The sequence below is a fragment of the Salinicoccus jeotgali genome, assembly GCF_039538805.1.
Taxonomy (GTDB): Bacteria; Bacillota; Bacilli; order Staphylococcales; family Salinicoccaceae; genus Salinicoccus; species Salinicoccus jeotgali.
The window spans coordinates 212,526-230,319 of the sequence record NZ_BAABCK010000013.1 but is presented as its reverse complement, the minus strand read 5'-3'; the positions used below and the strand labels follow the sequence as shown (position 1 = coordinate 230,319).

Genomic DNA, 17,794 nt, shown 5'->3' with positions numbered 1-17,794 from the left:
TGGATCATTCCCCCTTCATTTCATTCTGCAGCTCCTGTAGTTTCATCAAAGCATCGATCGGCGTCATCTGATTGATGTCGGCGTATTTCAGTTTCTCCATCACCGGATGCAACTGTTCATTTTCGGTATCGTCAAGGGGCAGTGCGAGTTGCTGGCTTGCCACGCCTGTACCGTCTTCAAAGGCTTTAAGCAGTTCGTGCGCCCGCTTTGTAACTGCATCCGGCAGTTCTGCAAGCTTTGCTACTTGTATGCCATAACTTTTTTCGACAGCGCCTGGCTTGACCTTATGGAGAAAAATCAGTTTACCGTCATATTCAGTTGCTTTTACATGGACATTCTTCAAATGTTCAAGCTCACCGCTGAGCCGGGTCATTTCGTGGTAATGCGTTGAAAACAGTGTTTTTGCACCAATGTTGTCATGGATATATTCAAGCATGGCCTGCGCCAATGACATACCGTCATAAGTCGATGTTCCACGGCCGATTTCATCAAATATCAAGAGACTGTTTTCTGTCGCATTAAGCAACGCTTCATTAGCCTCCATCATCTCAATCATGAATGTTGATTTGCCACTCGCCAGATCATCGCTCGCACCGATGCGTGTGAATATCTGATCGAAGATCGGCAATATTGCAGATTGTGCAGGCACATACATTCCGATTTGAGCCATTATGCTGATGATTGCGGTCTGACGCATATAAGTACTTTTGCCGGACATGTTGGGTCCGGTAATAAGGTAGATGAAAGTTTCATCATCCATATCGAGCGAGTTCGGCACGTAGGTGTTCTCACCGATCACCTTTTCTACGACCGGGTGACGTCCTTCCTTGACGCTGAGTTCACCATCGCTGAACGCCGGACGGACAAGCCTGTAGTCATTTGAAACAGTGGCGAAGGACACAAGGCAGTCGAGAGTACTGATTAATTCGGCCGTATACTGCAGCCGTCCGATGAACTGTTCCATATGCGTTCTCAGTGCAATGAACAAGTCATATTCCAGTATGATGCTCTCATCATGCGCACTCAGAAGCTTTGATTCCATATCCTTCAGTTCCGGAGTGATGAATCGTTCAGCATTCGCCAGCGTCTGTTTTCGCTGGTAATCGAATGCTTCGGCATCGAAGTCGACTGCACTGCCCTTGGATATTTCAATGTAGTAGCCAAAAACCTTGTTGAATCCCACCTTGAGTGTTTTGATGCCTGTCTTTTCCCGCTCGCCTGCAATGTAGTCATCGAGCCACTTTCTACCGTTGGTGGCGATATAGCGATATTCATCCAATTGTGCATCATATCCCGTTTTGAATATGCCACCTTCTCTTATGGTTTTAGGTGGTGTATCCGACAGGCTTTCTTCCAGCACCTTGTGGACATCATCCAACACATCAAAATCCTTGAATAACGGCGAAGTGGATAGTCCTGTTTTCTCAAGTGCATCGGCTATACGGGGCAGGCCTTCTAGCGAATCCTTCAACTGGACCAGGTCTTTTGCATCGATGTTGCCGAAACTCAGTCTTCCGACCAGCCTTTCAATGTCATATACGTTATTCAGTAATTCCCGGATATCTTCCCTCTCAAGAAAGCTTTCAAGCAGCACGGCAACAGTGTCCTGCCGTTCCCTGATGAGTTCTTCTGACAACAGAGGCCTTTCGATCCATTTGCGGAGCTTGCGCTTCCCCATAGGTGTTTCGGTACGGTTCAAATACCAAAACAGGGAACCTTTCACTTTTCTCGTTTGTAGGCTTTCAAGAAGTTCGAGGTTGGCGATGGCGGCATAATTCAGCTGCATCGTCTCGTTGATGCGGTGCTTTTTGACCTGCCTGAAGTGCTTCAACTCTTTCATGTTGTGTGCATTAATGTAGGATATGAGAAGATCAAGTGTCTCCTTCTCCGCTTCACTTATACCTTCATCGCAGTTCAGGCTGAAATGCCCGTTTGCCTTATACGGCGTATTGATTGGAGGATCACGGTAAATTTCTGATAAAACGCCTGTTATCTGTTCTTCCACAACGATTTCCCGTGGATTGATGCGCTCAATCTCACTTTTTAAAAGGGCGAGTTGGGCCGTTGTGAACGCTTGTATCTCACCGGTCGATATATCGGAGTAGGCGACAGTGAATGCTCCTTCAGCTTCCCCGATCGCCAGTATGTAGTTACTCCGTCCATCATCCATGCCAAAGTCATCTATCAGAGTACCCGGTGTAATGATGCGTACTACTTCACGCTTGACCATGCCCTTTGTTTTTTTAGGGTCTTCCATCTGTTCGCATATCGCAACTTTGTAGCCTTGATTGATGAGGCGTTCAATATAGCCATCAGCCGAATGATATGGGACCCCGCACATCGGTATCGGATCTTTCTTCTTATCCCTTGAAGTCAATGTAATCTCCAGCACCTTACTTGCCGTGATTGCATCTTCATAGAAAAGCTCATAGAAATCGCCGAGTCTGTAGAAAAGCAGTGTATCGGGATGTTCATCTTTTATATTCAAATATTGTTGCATCATAGGTGTAACTGTAGACATTTAAACACTTCCATTATCGATTTAAATATAACTGCATTATATCATGTGTCGCTTTCATTGTTTAACCTTACCGACTGTTCTTGCATCAACGGCGCTCCCACTATATCCATACACATAAAGCGAAAAAGAAGCTGCATACCCCAAAAGGATATGCAGCTTCTCGAATGTCTAGTCTTTTTTCTGGTTCGGCATGTTTTCCATTGCCGCGCCCGTTTCACCTTGGAGAAGATCCCCACCGGTTGAGGTGATTATATCGTTTGTTACAGTCTGGCTGATTGCGTGTGAGACCATCTGAAGGAGTTCATTCACTTGTCCTTGGGACTCCTTGAACTGATCGACAATCGGCATTTCATCCAGCTCGGCTTCGATCTTTTTGATCTTCTCCTCAGTCATCTGATAGGCCCGTTCCTTACCGTAGTTCTGGAAATTGACCGCCTGCTTCTGCAGACTCTTCAAACTGGCCATCTTTTCGCGCACTTCTTTATTTTCATGGATTTTGGCTTCGGCTTTTTTGAAAAACTCCACCTGATCGGTTTGAGCGATCATCTTGCCAAGATCTTTCGCTTCATTTACAATATCGTCCTTCGTATACATTCGACTGCCACCTTTTCATATTTTGCATCCGGCTTTCATTTATAGCAGATGATATTTTACGGATTATTAAAATCTCCTATCAGTATATATCTTTTATCACTATATTTCAAAGCGATTCTTTCATTATCTTGCATCGGATGTACCAAAAGGCGTTATCCACTGTCCTGAATAGTAAGATGCAATGACACCTACAGCAATGAGTGCTATAAAACAGACGTCATATCCGGAAAATCTAGTTTGCCGGTAATAGGTCCGCACCCCATCATCGAATCCTTTCGATTCCATCGCCACCGAAAGACGATGTGCCCGTCTGATGCTCTGGCTGAGCAATATCACCACCGTGCTCGTGAATCCTCTGAGTCCCCCTATATACTTTCGGCTGATCAATGAACGGCGTACTTTGCGCGCCCTCCTCAAAGTGATGAACTCCTCGACTATAACAGGCATCATACGAATCGATGCCATAAATGAATAGGCGTACTGCGGCTTTACTTTCCCCTGTTGCATCATGCTGTAGAATACATCAGTCAACCTGGTAGTAAAAATGATGAGCGAACCGAAAAATGACAGCGTCAGACCGCGCATCGTTATGTGAAGTCCTCTCACTACGCTTTCCTCAGTGATGTGCACAAGACCAAATTCAAATAGGGTCGTGTCACCTTCACCGTATAAAACCATATATGCGCTGGAAATAAGCCCTGTTAAAATGGTTACGGCAATCAACAATGCTTGATACTTGAGTTCAATTCCGCTCATGACTAAAAATAATAAAAGCATCCAAAGCGACAGATGGAATAGATGATTGGGATCATGTATTAATACCACAGTTCCAAATAGACAGATGGCCACTGCTATTTTTGTGAGCGGGTTGGTCCCATCTATAAATGTAGAATAGCGTTTTATCGATTCAAACACCGCTACCCACCTCTTTCATTATACCGTCATGGATCTGGAGACGCCGCGAGGGATAGCGTTCTTTTATTTCTTTATCGTGGGTGATCATGATAATCGTCGTACCACCTTCAACCAGCTCATGCATCAGTTCGAGCAGTTTGAACGTATGGCGCGCATCCAATCCGAATGTCGGTTCGTCCAAAAAAATGATCTGCGGGATTCCGCCGAGGGCCGTTGCGACACTTAACCGCCTCTTTTGTCCTGTTGATATTTCAAGCGGGTGCAGCCTTTTGATATGGGAGAGGCCCATCCTTGAAAGGACCTCCCCCGTCTTCCTTTCAGCTTCCGCCTCATCATAGTGCATTTCCAGGTTGATGAGCACTTCGCCAAAGACGCTATTGGTGATGAATTGGAGCTCGGGGTTCTGAAAAACCGGATAGAGTGCCCCTTGGAATTGTTTGGTCTTCCGTATCCGCCGACCTTCGAATATGATTTCACCCCGTGTTTGCATCAGTTTCATGACAGCCATCATGAAACTTGATTTGCCACTTCCATTCTTTCCTTCCAGTGTGATCCACTGCCCTTTTGATATATGCAGATCATCCACATTAAGCAGCTCGTCTCCTGCTCTGTTTATTGAAAGACCTTTGATCTGCAGAAGCGGCATGCCATTACCCGTGCTTTTGGCGAACCGGGGCGCGTTCTGCCAAGAATGGGGATGCCATACCCCTAGAGCGTCCAATGCTTCCCTATTGTCATTTAACATATCATCCGGGGTGGCGGAGGCGGCGATACAGCCTTCATCATTCAACAAAATAATCCGATCCACTCTAAACCACACGTGTTCAACCCTGTGTTCGACAATTACTACAGTACGCTCTTCCCACACTTCCTGTATCGTCTCCCATAAAGAACAGGCAGTATTTTCATCCAACATGCTTGTCGGCTCGTCGAAAAAGAAAGTATCGGCTTTCTGGAGCAATGCAGAAGCAATCGAAAGTTTTTGCTTCATGCCGCCCGATAAGCTGCTGATTTGAGCATCAAGAGGTTTTTCCAACCCCACCGCCTCTAATACGGATAAGGCATTCGAGGTCATATCGCAGACAGGCACTTGATTATTCTCCATTATGAAAGCAAGTTCTTCACCGATTGTAGGCATGGTGAACTGAGAATCAGGGTCTTGAAAGACCACAGCACCCTCACCAAGCAAATCCATATGGTCCGCTTCCAGCAGTGCATCAATGACGCGTGGCATGAGGCCACTCAGTATATTCAATAAAGTACTTTTGCCGGAACCACTCGGTCCTACTATCAGAACTTTTTCACCTTCTTTTATCTGCAGGTTCATGTCCGTAAACAATGGGGCATTGGCGCCCCGAAACTGCAATGCCATATTCACCACTTCCATACCATCTATGCCCCCCTTTCTGTTTCCTTATACTGACCGAGCAGTTTAAGGAAACCTGTCTCAAGCAATGCTCTATAGAGGATATGTGCAAGCCACCCTGCGACCACTGCCCCACTTAATATCCTGAAGCCAACCATCAGAATCAGGTTCCATGTTTCGAGATGGGCAAGGTAACCATAGTACCAATCCAAAGGCAGTGTAGAGAGCGCCGCTGCTGTCCCTGCTGATACAGCTACCATCAACGCTGTACTTTTATATCGTACAATGGCAAAAACAAGTTCACAGGCCAACCCTTGGATAAGTCCATAGATAATAAGCATGACATCGAACTGCAGCAGGACTATGGTTTCAGCCGAGGCTGCTGCAAATTCCGCAATCAATGCAACCCCCGGTTTCCTGATGATGAGATATACGATGACCGGCGCGATGAACCACATGCCATAGACCAATTCATTTAGATGGATGCCGAGAGGTTTCAAAGCTGTGTAGAATGCCCCCCAAACTGAGTAGATGACTGCAAACACGAGTGAAACGACGACGGTCACCAAAACGTCTGTCAATGTTAAAGATTTTCTTCATTTTAATACCCTCCTGAAATCATTAGAGAATAAAAAAAGCACACCACTAATGTAGTGGTGTGCATATTATAATTTTATGTAATATGCCACTTCCCTACGCTAGTATGATCTAGATCAGGTGATAAGGGTAATTCTCAGTCCAAAAGGACACCCCTAGTGGTGTGCTGTTATTCAATTAACTCCATGATAGCGTATTCTCAGACTTTTGTAAAATCAGTTATTGTCCGCAATCATTTGATGATATTTACCACCCGCTTTAAGCAGTTCTTCTTCACTGCCGCTTTCAACGAGTTCACCGAGTTCCATGACGAATATACGGTCCACGGCTTTGATTGTATTCAATCTATGCGCGATGATGATGCTTGTACGGTCCTTCATCAATCGTTCAAGCGCCTCCTGGATCTTCAGTTCCGTAACCGTGTCTATGCTGCTCGTCGCCTCATCAAGCAACAGTATCGCCGGATCAGTTATCAGTGCTCTCGCTATGGAAATGAGTTGTTTCTGTCCTTGTGAGACGAAGCCCTCATCAGCCTCGAGCACAGTATCATAGCCATTCTCAAGCTCTATGATGAACTCATGGGCATTAGCCAATTTTGCCGCTTCAATGACCTCATCATCTGTCGCATCCAATTTACCATATCGTATATTTTCGCGGATCGTCGCCTCGAACAGGTATGGATCCTGAAGCACAAAAGCTGTCTGTGAACGCACTGCTGTACGTTTATAATCCAATATGTTCCGGTCATCGATACGGATTTCACCTTTGTCCGTCTCGTAGAAACGGGCAAGCAGCTGCATTACCGTCGTCTTGCCTGCACCAGTTGAACCTATGAGCGCGACCGATTCACCGGCATCGATCTTGAAGCTCAGATGATTGATCGTTGGCTTCTCTTGATCAGCATCATAAGAGAATGAGACGTCGTCAAATTCTATTTCTCCGCGGATCGTCACATCCTCAAGATGCCCTCTATCTGTTTCAGTTTCAGAATCGATGATCCCAAAAACCCGCTCTGCTCCGGCAAGAGCCGACAGCACTTGGTTAAACTGATTCGAAAGGTCAGCCAGAGGCCGTGTGAATTGGCGGGCATATTCAGCAAAGACCACAATCGTCCCGATGGTCACAAGCCCATCTGTATAGAACACGAGCAGGCCACCGGCCCCGGCAACAATCGTAAAGCTGACATTATTCAGCATGTTCATGATCTTTGGAATCAAACCTGCATAGAGGAAGGCCCAAAAAGTGATTTCCCTTAAGTTCGCAGCCTTCTCGCTGAAATTGCGTATGGCCGTTTCTTCTTGGGAGAATACTTTAACGATTTCCTGACCGGATACCATCTCTTCGATATAACCATTCATTTCACCCGTGGCCCTCTGCCTTTTTTTATAAAGCGGCCCCGTCCGCTTTGTGATGAATGCCACTGCCACAATCAATATCGGTATGATCGTGACCGTCAATAACGTCAACAGTGGACTGAGATAAAGCATTACACTGATTGTACCAATCAAAGTCACGACACTTGTCGTAAACTGGATAAATGAAGTGTTCAACGTCTGGGAAATAGTTTCGATGTCGTTTGTCATCCGGCTCATCAGCTCGCCATGCTGCCTCTTATCAAAAAATCTTACGGGGAGCTTCTGCATGTGCGAAAACAGCCGCGAGCGCAGTTTGTATATCGTCCTCTGAGACAAGCCCACCATGAAGAAAGCCGCTGTGTACTGTATGGAGGAGAGCAGTATATAGATGACAAGGAGAAAAATCAATATGCGGCCGAGCCCGTCAAACTCACGCGGTACGAAATAATTGTCTACGATATAGCCAACAAGGAACGGACCGGTAATGCTGAGCAGACTCGTCAAGGTCACCAGGAAGATGATCGAATAGAGAAGCTTACGCTCTTCCGAGATAAATTTCCAGAGCCTTTTCAAGGTGCCAGAAATATCGTTGGCACGACGCTGATCGTCTTTATTCTTCTTATTTTTGATTTCTTCCTTAGTGAGGACAGGTTCGTGTCCAAACGGTTTCTTTATGAAATCAATCATCCAATTGCCCTCCTTCCGTCTGTGATTCCACTATTGAACGGTACAAGTCGGACTGCTGCAGCAGTTCTTCGTGCGAACCGAGCGCATTGATCTTCCCGCCCTCAAGCAGCAGAATACGATCTGCCATCTTAGCGGTGACTATCTTCTGCGTCACGATGATCTGGGTGGTTTCTTCTTCCCTGATCGCTTCCCAAAGGGCAGATTCCGTTCTTATATCAAGCGCTGAAGTGCTGTCATCCAATATAAGTATCCCTGGCTTCCTGACAAGTGCACGCGCTATCGACAGCCGCTGCTTCTGTCCACCAGACAATGTTACGCCCCTTTGTCCGACTCTTGTATCATAACGATGATCGAACGATTCGATGGAATTATGGATCTGGGCTTTTTGGGTTGATGTGAAGATATCGGATTCCAATGCTTCCAAGTCACCCCACAGCAGATTCTCGAATATACTTCCCGAGAAGAGCACCGCTGATTGTGGGACATATCCGATGGCCTGTCTTAGGTCTTCTTCATTCCATTCTTTGATGTCCCGTCCGTTGATGTAGATGTTACCTTCCTCTGTCTCATACATTTTAGGTATCAGGCTGAGCAGCGTGCTTTTTCCTGAGCCGGTCCCGCCCATGATGATAAATTTCTCTTTTTCACGGACTTCAAAACTGATATCGCGCAACACGTAGCGGGAAGAACCTGGGTATTTGAAAGAGACTCCTTCGAATTTAACCGACCCTGCCTGGTTTTCTTTAACGATCTCTGCATTATCATTTATGCTGATTGGGGATTTCAGCACTTCTTCCATGCGGTCGCTCGAAGCTTTGGAGCGGCTGAAGGCGATGATGATGAATGCAAACATTGAAAATCCGCCTTGCATCCTTAATGCATAGTTTACTACGGCCACCACTTCACCCACTTGGATGGTATTGTTCTGCAAAAGATCTGAGGCCATCCAAAGTACGACTAGCAGACTGCCGTTGATGATGAGGAGGAGCACTGGCATGATGGATTCCATCAATCTCAGGGCATATATGGTATCGTCGCGCAGGCGCCCTGCCACTTTGCTGAATTTGCTGATCTCAAAATCGGCACGGTCGTTTGCCTTGATCAGCCTTACAGCTTCTAGATTCTGCTGGATGAACCGGTTTATCTTATCCAGCCGTTTTTGGACCCTTAAGAATATCTGTCCACCTTTTCTCGCTGTAAAAATCAAGAAGATAAGAAGGAGAGGTGTAAGAAAGGAGAGATAGAATCCAAGCGTCGGGTTGACGACAAAAGACATGATGAGGGAACCGACAACAAGCAATGGTGCCTTGATGATCACCCTCAATGACATATACAGCAGCATCTCAGACTGCAATACATCCTGGGTCATACGCGTAATGAGGCTCGAGGTTGGAAATTTGGACAATGTCGCCAGTGTAAAATATTGGACCCGTCGAAAAAGTGCTGTGCGCAGGTCATAGCTGAAACTGTTTGCCACATGACTTGCAAAGAGGGAGTTCATTATCCCGCTTATAAACGCCACCATACTGATGGCGAACATGACGATCAGGTAGAACCACACAGTGTCGATGCTTTCTGCCACAATCCCATCATCTATGACCTTGGATATCAGATAGGGTTGAGTGAGTTCAACCGTCAACTCTATCAGCATAAAGAAGAGGGCAATGGCCATGAACCACTTATATTTCAATGCGAATTTATAGACTGTCAGCAATTTCTTCCACCCTTTTTTCTTTCGATTACCGAAGTATTATAGTAATTATGACATAATTCAATCTATTTTGACAGTCTAAATAAAAATGCATTCGAAGCACATCTGCTTCGAATGCATCAACTTATCGGAATGCCGCCATCAGCTCATCGAATGTTTCATCTTCAAGCGTCATATCCCTTTTGACAAGAGGCTGATCGAGATAGCCTTCTATGTTTTCCTGATAGGATTTTGATTCCGCGTCATGGTAGATGATCCCTTTAAGAAGGCCATTATTCGCCATGACATGCTGCATTGCATTTTCTGCGTCCGTATGATCGTAATCATCCAAATCTTCTACAGCCACCAGGTTCTCTTTGAACCAATCATAAGTGTTCACCTTATTGTATGTGACACACGGGCTGAATACGTTGACGAAGCTGAATCCTTTGTGGTCCATTGCCTGCTGGATGATGGCAGTCAGCTGTTTGATGTCTGAGCTGACGCTCTGTGCCACAAATGTCGCACCGCTGGCCATGGCAGTCCGTATCGGCTGGATCGGATCTTCCTTCGAGCCGTCCGGCGTCGTCTTCGTAACGAAACCTTTGCCGGAAGAAGGCGATGTCTGCCCTTTAGTCAGACCGTAGACCTGATTATCCATGACGATGTATGTGATATCGATATTGCGTTTCAATGCATGCACAGTGTGGCCCATGCCGATGGCAAAACCATCACCGTCACCGCCGGCAGCAATCACCGTCAGTTCATCATTCGCCATTTTGACACCTTGTGCTACAGGCAGACTGCGTCCATGGGTTGCGTGGAAACCATAGGACTTGATATATCCGCTCAAACGTCCACTACATCCTATCCCTGTTATGACAGCAAGTTCATCAGGTTCAAGTCCGTTGGCCGCACACGCTTTCTGGATGGCTGCCTGGACACTGAAATCTCCGCATCCTGGACACCAGTTTGGTTTGATATTATTTCTAAAATCTTTAAATGTCGCCATTACATAACTTCCTTTATTTTCAGAATCGAATTGATATGTGCTTCAATCTCATCAGGCTTAAAAGGGGTCCCATCATATTTTACATGGGAATTCATACGGTCATGGCCATAATAGTTCATCTTCAGGATACTATGGAGTTGACCACTATAGTTGTGCTCAATCACGAGAATATCTTTCGCCCCATCAAGATAAGGCTTGAGGAGTTTCGCTGGGAATGGATGAATCTGCTTCAGGCTGATGGTGGTGATGTCTGCATCTATCCTCTCGGCAGCTTCATTGACCACGCCGTTGACGCTCAGAATGCTGATTATGAGCAGGTCGCTTTCGATTCCACCGTGCACTTTGAATGGTTCATCCATTGTAAAGTCTTTCAGCTTCCTCATTCGCTTGTCCATTTGGGTCATGCGGTTCTCTGCACCCTCGTTAGGTGTCCCGACCGTACTGTGTTCTACACCGGTGACATGGTGGATACCGCCTTTGACGCCTGGTATCGGACGCGGCGAAATGCCGTCCTCCTCATCACTGTAGCGCTCAAAATAATCCTCATCATTATCGATTTCTTCTGTAATTGTCTTGCCCCTGTTTATTTCGACACGGGACTGGTCAAATGGCCGTGAAGACTGTTTGCCGAGGGACATCTGAAGGTCGGAAAGCAGTATGACCGGCACCTGATAATATTCAGCCAGGTTGAATGCTTCCATCGTCGTATAGAACGCATCTTCCACGTCGGACGGAGCCAGTACGATTTTGGGGATGTCTCCGTGCGTGCCATATATCATCTGCATCAGGTCTGACTGCTCCTGCTTCGTCGGAAGACCGGTCGACGGCCCCCCGCGCATCGTGTCAACTATGACGAGTGGCGTTTCAGTCATACCCGATAGGCCGATTGATTCCATCATCAGCGACAGGCCCGGTCCAGCTGAAGAAGTGAAACTTCTCGCGCCGGCATAGTTTGAACCAATCGCCATAGTCACTGCTGAAATCTCATCTTCAGTCTGGATTACGGTACCGCCGAGTTTCGGGAGGTTGTCTATCATATATTCCATGATTTCACTCGCTGGAGTGATCGGGTAGGCAGCCATGAAACGCACGCCGGCATTGAGTGCGCCAAAACTGATGGCATCATTGCCGATCAGGAAAAGCTGACTTTCGCCATCTGTAGGCTCCAGTTCAAAATCTCCGTCAATGTCAGGCATCTGCTCATCCATCAAGTTGTATCCGGCCAATATTGCCTGATTATTGCTTTCTACAATCTGTTCGCCCTTACGGATGAACATTGTATAGATCATATCTTTGAATGGCTGCAGCTCAAGATTCATCAGGCGCGCACTTGCACCCACCGCCACCATGTTCTTCATCAGCTGACTGCCAAGCTTCTTGGCAGTGGCTGTAAATGGAATTGATATGAGTTGGATATCCAAATCCTCTTCCTTTTTTGGATCGAACTTGCTGTCTGCAAGCACAATCCCGCCCTGAACGAGTTCATGACTGTTCAAATCTATGGTCTGCTGGTCGAAGGCGACCAGTATATTCGTATGGTCGCTCACTGCTCGAACTTCTTTAGTCGATATTCTCACATTATTATTTGTATGGCCGCCTTTTATACGGCTTGAAAAATGTCTGTAGCTATATAGATGGTATCCCATCCTGTTTAGGGTTGTTGAAAAGATCTCTCCGGTCGACTCGATGCCCTCACCTTGCTGCCCGCCGACTTTCCATGACAATTGCTCTTTCATAAACATTGCCTCCTTGTCCTTATGCTAATATACCAAAATACGGCATGTTTTTCGATCTTCATGATGGTTATGCGATGAAAATCAGTCTATCGGATGAGCCTATTCCTCAATACGTATCTTACTGATTTTATTCATCTTCGTATCAATGATGACACCGGATAGTATCCCCGCCCCTTCTTCAGGGACGTTATGCCTGACGGGCATTTGATGGATGAACCGTTCGATGACTTCTTCTTTGCGTATCCCGAGGATTCCGTCTTTGAAACCAGTCATCCCGACATCGGTAATATATTTCGTACCCTGCGGCAATACTTGTTCATCATTTGTCTGTACATGCGTGTGGGTGCCGACTACAGCACCTACCCTGCCGTCCAGGTAATGTCCCATGGCGAGGCTCTCACTTGTCGTCTCACTATGGAAATCGACGAATATCTCATCCGCTTCCGAATGTTTCAGTATTTCATCCGCCTTTTTGAATGGACAGTCTATCGGATCCATGAAGCTTCTGGCCTGGAGATTGATGATCTGAAGCATCTTACCGTTCACGTTGATGACTCCGTGTCCTTTGCCCGGGGCACCTTCCGGAAAGTTTGCCGGACGTACCATACGCACATCACCCTCAAGAAATGGGTAGATTTCCCTTTTGGCGAATGCATGATTGCCTAAAGTAATGAAATCAGCACCCGCCGTCAATAATTCCTTATATATCTTCTCGGTAATACCTTTGCCATGCGCGGCATTTTCACCATTCACAATGGCCACTTGAGCGCCATGCTGCCTTTTTAGATCAAGCAGGTGCGCATTCAGCATCCGTCGCCCTACTTTTCCCACAATATCTCCAATGAATAGTATTCGCATTATAGATCCATCCTTTAATCCATTTTATATTTTTGGTCATGGTAATAGAAAAGACCAGCAGGCATGCCTGCTGGCCTCTTTATTTTGCATACTCGACTGCTCGCATTTCACGGACGACCGTTACTTTGATGTGTCCTGGATATTGAAGTTCTTCTTCAATCTGCTTCTTGATGTCCCGCGCTAGACGGTGTGCTTTCAAGTCATCCAATTCATCCGGTTTCACCATCACCCGGATTTCACGACCAGCTTGAATGGCGAATGTCTTTTCAACGCCCTCATAGCCTTCTGCAATCGATTCAAGCCTTTCAAGGCGTTTGACATAGTTCTCAAGTGTTTCTCTACGTGCACCCGGGCGTGCAGCACTCAGTGCATCCGCTGCAGCGACAAGGATTGAAATGATGCTTGTCGGTTCCACATCACCATGATGGGAGTGGATGGCATTGATGACTGTGTCAGGTTCCTTATAACGCTTTCCGAGCTGAACGCCAATTTCAACGTGGCTGCCGTCCATTTCGTGGTCGATGGCCTTGCCGATATCATGCAGCAGGCCGGCACGTTTGGCGAGCTGGACATCTTCTCCCAATTCGCTGGCAAGCATACCTGCAAGATAACCCACCTCAACAGAGTGCTTAAGCACATTCTGTCCATAACTGAGTCGATATTTCATCTTGCCAAGGTGCTTGATAAGCTCTGGATGGAGATTGTGGATATCCAGTTCGAATGCAGCTGCCTCACCTGCATCACGAATGCTCGTCTCCATGTTGCGTCTCGCCTTATCGACCATCTCTTCGATGCGGCCTGGATGGATCCTACCGTCCTGTACAAGGGCTTCCAATGCATTTTTGGCGATGGCCCTACGAATCGGATCGAATCCTGAGAGGATGACTGCTTCAGGCGTGTCATCGATTATGAGATCGACACCCGTCAGCGTTTCAAGCGTCCGGATGTTGCGCCCTTCACGGCCGATGATCCTGCCTTTCATTTCATCATTCGGCAGAGTTACTACTGATACTGTCGATTCGCTCGTATATTCCGCAGCGTAACGCTGGGCGGTGGATGCAAGAAGTTCTTTTGCCTTCTTATCCACATCAAGCTTCATCTCGTTCTCTTTCTCCTTGACCATGACAGCCATGTCATGTGACAGTTCACGCTCCACGTCGTCGAAAATTTCTTTGCGTGCCTCTTCACGGGTGAGCCCGGAGATGCGGGTCAGTTCTTCTTCATGTCGACTGATAATTTCTTTAATCTTCTGATCCTCGGCATCAACCATTTGCTGCTTTTCTTCAATTTTAGCTTCCTTCACTTCCAGAGCTTCGTCTTTTTTATCAAGCACTTCACTTTTTCTGTCAAGCACTTGTTCTCTATTCAAAAGCCTGGATTCTTGAGATCTGAGTTCCTCTTTCTTCTCAGTGGATTCACGTTCAAATGCATCCTTGAGATTCTGGTTCTCTTCTTTTGCCTCAAGCAACTTCTCTTTTTTGAGGTTCTCCGCCTGCTTATTCGCTTCACTGATAATATGTTCTGCGGAAACACGCGCCTCCTGCTGCTTTTTGGTCAAAATATTTTTTACAATAAAATATCCGATTACAACACCTAGAAAAATACCGAGCAAGATTAAGAAAATGTCTATCATGTCCATAATAAACACCTCTCCTACAAGCTCTATTCCTCAATTATATAATACATTGAAACAAATATTATATAGATTCAATTCTAAAGATAATCATACGAAAACGCAAGCACCAGGAATATCAATTTAGCATCCCGATACTTGCGCTCTGTGAAGGCTTGTTTTTTTATGATTCATCTTCTTCAAAAAGGGTTTCTTCTGCCGGCTCTTCGATTTCCTCTTCCTTAGCTTCGCCCCCAAAGCCAAGTGCAGAACGCAATTTCCTTTCAATCTCATCAAGGGTGGCAGGATTATTCGTAAGGTGTTCCTTGGCGTTTTCTTTACCTTGACCAAGGCGCTCCCCTTCGTAGGAATACCAAGCACCGCTTTTCTCTACAATGTCGTACTCGACACCAAGATCGATCATCTCGCCTGTTTTTGAAATGCCTTTACCATACATTATATCGACTTCTGCAACACGGAAAGGAGGTGCGACCTTGTTTTTCACAACTTTGATCTTAGTGCGGTTACCTACAATCTCCTGACCAAGCTTCAGCTGTTCGGCACGCCTTACTTCCAGACGGACAGAACTGTAGAATTTAAGTGCCCGGCCGCCTGATGTCGTTTCAGGATTACCGAACATGACACCGACTTTTTCACGGATCTGGTTGATGAACATCGCTGTGGTATTACTTTTCGAAATGGCGCCGGAGAGTTTTCTCAGCGCCTGGGACATCAGGCGCGCCTGCAGTCCCACGTGCGCGTCACCCATCTCGCCTTCAATTTCAGCTTTAGGCGTCAACGCCGCAACCGAGTCGACGACTACTATGTCAACAGCGCCACTTCTGACGAATGCCTCCGTTATTTCAAGGGCCTGTTCCCCCGTGTCCGGTTGTGATAGATACAAGTTTTCTATATCGACTCCGAGATTTTGGGCGTAGTCAGGATCCAAGGCGTGTTCAGCATCTATAAATGCTGCAATGCCGCCATTTTTTTGAGCTTCTGCAATGGCATGGAGTGCCACTGTAGTTTTACCGGAAGATTCCGGACCATAGATTTCTATGATTCTTCCTTTCGGGTAGCCACCTACACCAAGTGCTTTATCCAGTGTGATGGAACCTGAGGAAACCGTTGACACTTTGCGTCCCGCATCGTCCCCAAGTTTCATGACCGCGCCTTTGCCGAATGACTTTTCCATATTTTTTATCACTGTATCTATCGCTTTTTGTCTCTCGTCCATAATTACCCTCCATTAATTCATTTCATAATATATTATAACATAATCCACGAATCCATGCGAACATATATTCGTATGTGAGTCATCGGATTCTGCACAAATATCCCCGGTATATTGAGTATTGTAGATTCATCTGCTCAGATTGCTGATAACAGTCTACAAGGGCTGCAGCCATCATTTTTCATTGCCACTGAATACCGCACGGCCTTTGTAGAAATACTCGACGCCAGACAGGATGGTGAAGAAGACGGCGATGTACATTGCTGTCATACCAAGGGAAAATGGCGTATATTCTGTAAACATATCACCAAAAAGCAACATTACAAGGGCAATCATCTGGAATACGGTCTTTATCTTACCAAGTTGCCCCGCTGCACTTACATAACCCTGCTCTATCTGAAGCAGTCTTAGGCCGGTTACAGCGAACTCTCTTGCTATTATGATGACTGCGATCCACGAAGATATCACTTGCAGCTCTACCAGGACGATCAATCCTGTAGTAACGAGCAATTTATCTGCTAATGGATCAAGGAATTTCCCCATATTGGTGATCAGGTTCCATTTCCTCGCAAGATAACCATCAAGAAAATCCGTCAGCGCGGCTATAACGAATATTATCGCTGCAATGAACCTGCTGAGTGAAACTTCCTCGCCGCCCAGGACCTGAATGCTGCCCCAACCGAAATCTATCAGTATGAAAATGAGGAAGATTGGGATGAGTATGACTCTGAAGACGGTGAGCTGATTGGGTATATTCATTATACTACTCCTTTATCAGATTGAATTCGTAATATACGGTGACCGCATCTCCCTGCTTAGGGTTCTGCAGACGTTCTCCATCGATTTCCACATTGAAATTCGTTGCATCGCCTAAAGTGAGATACAGCACATTGGCTTCTTCAGAGATTTCAAATTCTCCCTCGGATAATGTCTCATAGGCATAATTATTGCCTGCGTCATCCGTCAGCGTCACCCAGGATGGCGTCTCTCCAGATAGACCAATCACAAGGGGGGAAGACACTTTGATATCATAGTAGAAGGTGGCGCCATCTGAACTGTTGAAGGTATAATCGGATGTTGATTGCGCATCATCTGTTTCGTCCTCCTCTTCAGTAGCCTCCTCCGTACTTGATTCATCAACGGTATCCTTCTCTTCTTCAGAATTTTCCTCAGGCTCTTTGGATGCGGCAGTCTTTTCATCGAAATCGTAGATTGGCTTCTCTTCAAACACATCCGCCTCAGAACCAATCTGCAGTAGGACCATCCAAATTATAAACAAGCTTAGAATGATGCCAAGGAATCCGATGATTGTCCTCTTGAAATATTTATATTCCTCATCGTCAGGATGGCTTCTTCTTTTCTCATTCAGATCACCATCGTCGGGTAGGTCACTGGCGAAGCGCTCCTTTAGCTTATCATGGTCCAAGCCAACTGCATCTGCATATTGTTGAATGAGGAACTCTGCATGTCTAGGTTCTGGCAAGGCATTTAAGTCCCCCGCTTCTATAATATGGATGATATCTTTCCTGAGTCCCGACTTCTCCTGCATCTCCTTCAGGGTGATGCCTGCCTTTTCTCTTTTATCCTTTAAATAAGTACCAAGTTTCATGGCAACCT

General features: G+C 46.1%; 14 protein-coding genes and 1 riboswitch. All 14 genes read right to left on the bottom strand.

The window, feature by feature from the left end; genetic code table 11:
* Positions 1-4: 4 nt before the first annotated feature.
* Complete coding sequence (gene mutS / locus ABD734_RS03540; protein WP_344701464.1) at positions 5-2,521, bottom strand: DNA mismatch repair protein MutS; 2,517 nt, start codon at positions 2,519-2,521, stop codon at positions 5-7.
* A gap of 168 nt (positions 2,522-2,689) precedes the next feature.
* The gene (locus tag ABD734_RS03535; RefSeq protein ID WP_344701462.1) at positions 2,690-3,115 is read right to left on the bottom strand and encodes a YlbF/YmcA family competence regulator; all 426 of its coding nucleotides are present in this window, start codon (positions 3,113-3,115) and stop codon (positions 2,690-2,692) included.
* A 123-nt stretch (positions 3,116-3,238) separates the two neighbouring features.
* On the bottom strand, positions 3,239-4,030 hold the full coding sequence (locus ABD734_RS03530) for an energy-coupling factor transporter transmembrane component T family protein (protein ID WP_344701460.1): 792 nt from the start codon (positions 4,028-4,030) through the stop codon (positions 3,239-3,241).
* Positions 4,023-5,417 carry an ABC transporter ATP-binding protein gene (locus ABD734_RS03525; protein WP_344701458.1) on the bottom strand — a complete coding sequence of 465 codons (1,395 nt, stop codon included), beginning with the start codon at positions 5,415-5,417 and terminating at the stop codon, positions 4,023-4,025. Before ABD734_RS03525 ends, ABD734_RS03530 begins: the two co-directional genes overlap by 8 nt.
* A gap of 5 nt (positions 5,418-5,422) precedes the next feature.
* Positions 5,423-5,977 carry an ECF transporter S component gene (locus ABD734_RS03520; RefSeq protein ID WP_344701457.1) on the bottom strand — a complete coding sequence of 185 codons (555 nt, stop codon included), beginning with the start codon at positions 5,975-5,977 and terminating at the stop codon, positions 5,423-5,425.
* Between the two features lie 92 nt (positions 5,978-6,069).
* A riboswitch (TPP riboswitch) is annotated at positions 6,070-6,160 on the bottom strand.
* A gap of 48 nt (positions 6,161-6,208) precedes the next feature.
* On the bottom strand, positions 6,209-8,035 hold the full coding sequence (locus ABD734_RS03515) for an ABC transporter ATP-binding protein (RefSeq protein ID WP_344701455.1): 1,827 nt from the start codon (positions 8,033-8,035) through the stop codon (positions 6,209-6,211).
* Positions 8,028-9,749, bottom strand: a complete 1,722-nt coding sequence (locus ABD734_RS03510; RefSeq protein ID WP_344701454.1) for an ABC transporter ATP-binding protein — start codon at positions 9,747-9,749, stop codon at positions 8,028-8,030. Before ABD734_RS03510 ends, ABD734_RS03515 begins: the two co-directional genes overlap by 8 nt.
* A 121-nt stretch (positions 9,750-9,870) precedes the next feature.
* Positions 9,871-10,737 (bottom strand): 2-oxoacid:ferredoxin oxidoreductase subunit beta, encoded by an 867-nt coding sequence (locus ABD734_RS03505; RefSeq protein WP_344701452.1) that lies wholly within the window; start codon positions 10,735-10,737, stop codon positions 9,871-9,873.
* Entirely contained in the window at positions 10,737-12,473 is a 1,737-nt protein-coding gene (locus tag ABD734_RS03500) for a 2-oxoacid:acceptor oxidoreductase subunit alpha (protein ID WP_344701450.1), read from the bottom strand. The genes ABD734_RS03505 and ABD734_RS03500 overlap by 1 nt, the downstream gene beginning before the upstream one ends.
* Positions 12,474-12,572: 99 nt before the next feature.
* Positions 12,573-13,331 carry a TIGR00282 family metallophosphoesterase gene (locus ABD734_RS03495; protein WP_344701448.1) on the bottom strand — a complete coding sequence of 253 codons (759 nt, stop codon included), beginning with the start codon at positions 13,329-13,331 and terminating at the stop codon, positions 12,573-12,575.
* 79 nt (positions 13,332-13,410) lie between these two features.
* Positions 13,411-14,970, bottom strand: a complete 1,560-nt coding sequence (rny, locus tag ABD734_RS03490) for a ribonuclease Y (RefSeq protein WP_344701446.1) — start codon at positions 14,968-14,970, stop codon at positions 13,411-13,413.
* A gap of 157 nt (positions 14,971-15,127) precedes the next feature.
* The gene (gene recA, locus ABD734_RS03485) at positions 15,128-16,180 is read right to left on the bottom strand and encodes a recombinase RecA (protein ID WP_344701444.1); all 1,053 of its coding nucleotides are present in this window, start codon (positions 16,178-16,180) and stop codon (positions 15,128-15,130) included.
* Between the two features lie 171 nt (positions 16,181-16,351).
* Positions 16,352-16,936 (bottom strand): CDP-diacylglycerol--glycerol-3-phosphate 3-phosphatidyltransferase, encoded by a 585-nt coding sequence (pgsA, locus tag ABD734_RS03480; RefSeq protein WP_344701442.1) that lies wholly within the window; start codon positions 16,934-16,936, stop codon positions 16,352-16,354.
* A 4-nt stretch (positions 16,937-16,940) separates the two neighbouring features.
* Positions 16,941-17,786 carry a helix-turn-helix domain-containing protein gene (locus tag ABD734_RS03475; protein WP_344701440.1) on the bottom strand — a complete coding sequence of 282 codons (846 nt, stop codon included), beginning with the start codon at positions 17,784-17,786 and terminating at the stop codon, positions 16,941-16,943.
* Positions 17,787-17,794 lie beyond the last annotated feature (8 nt).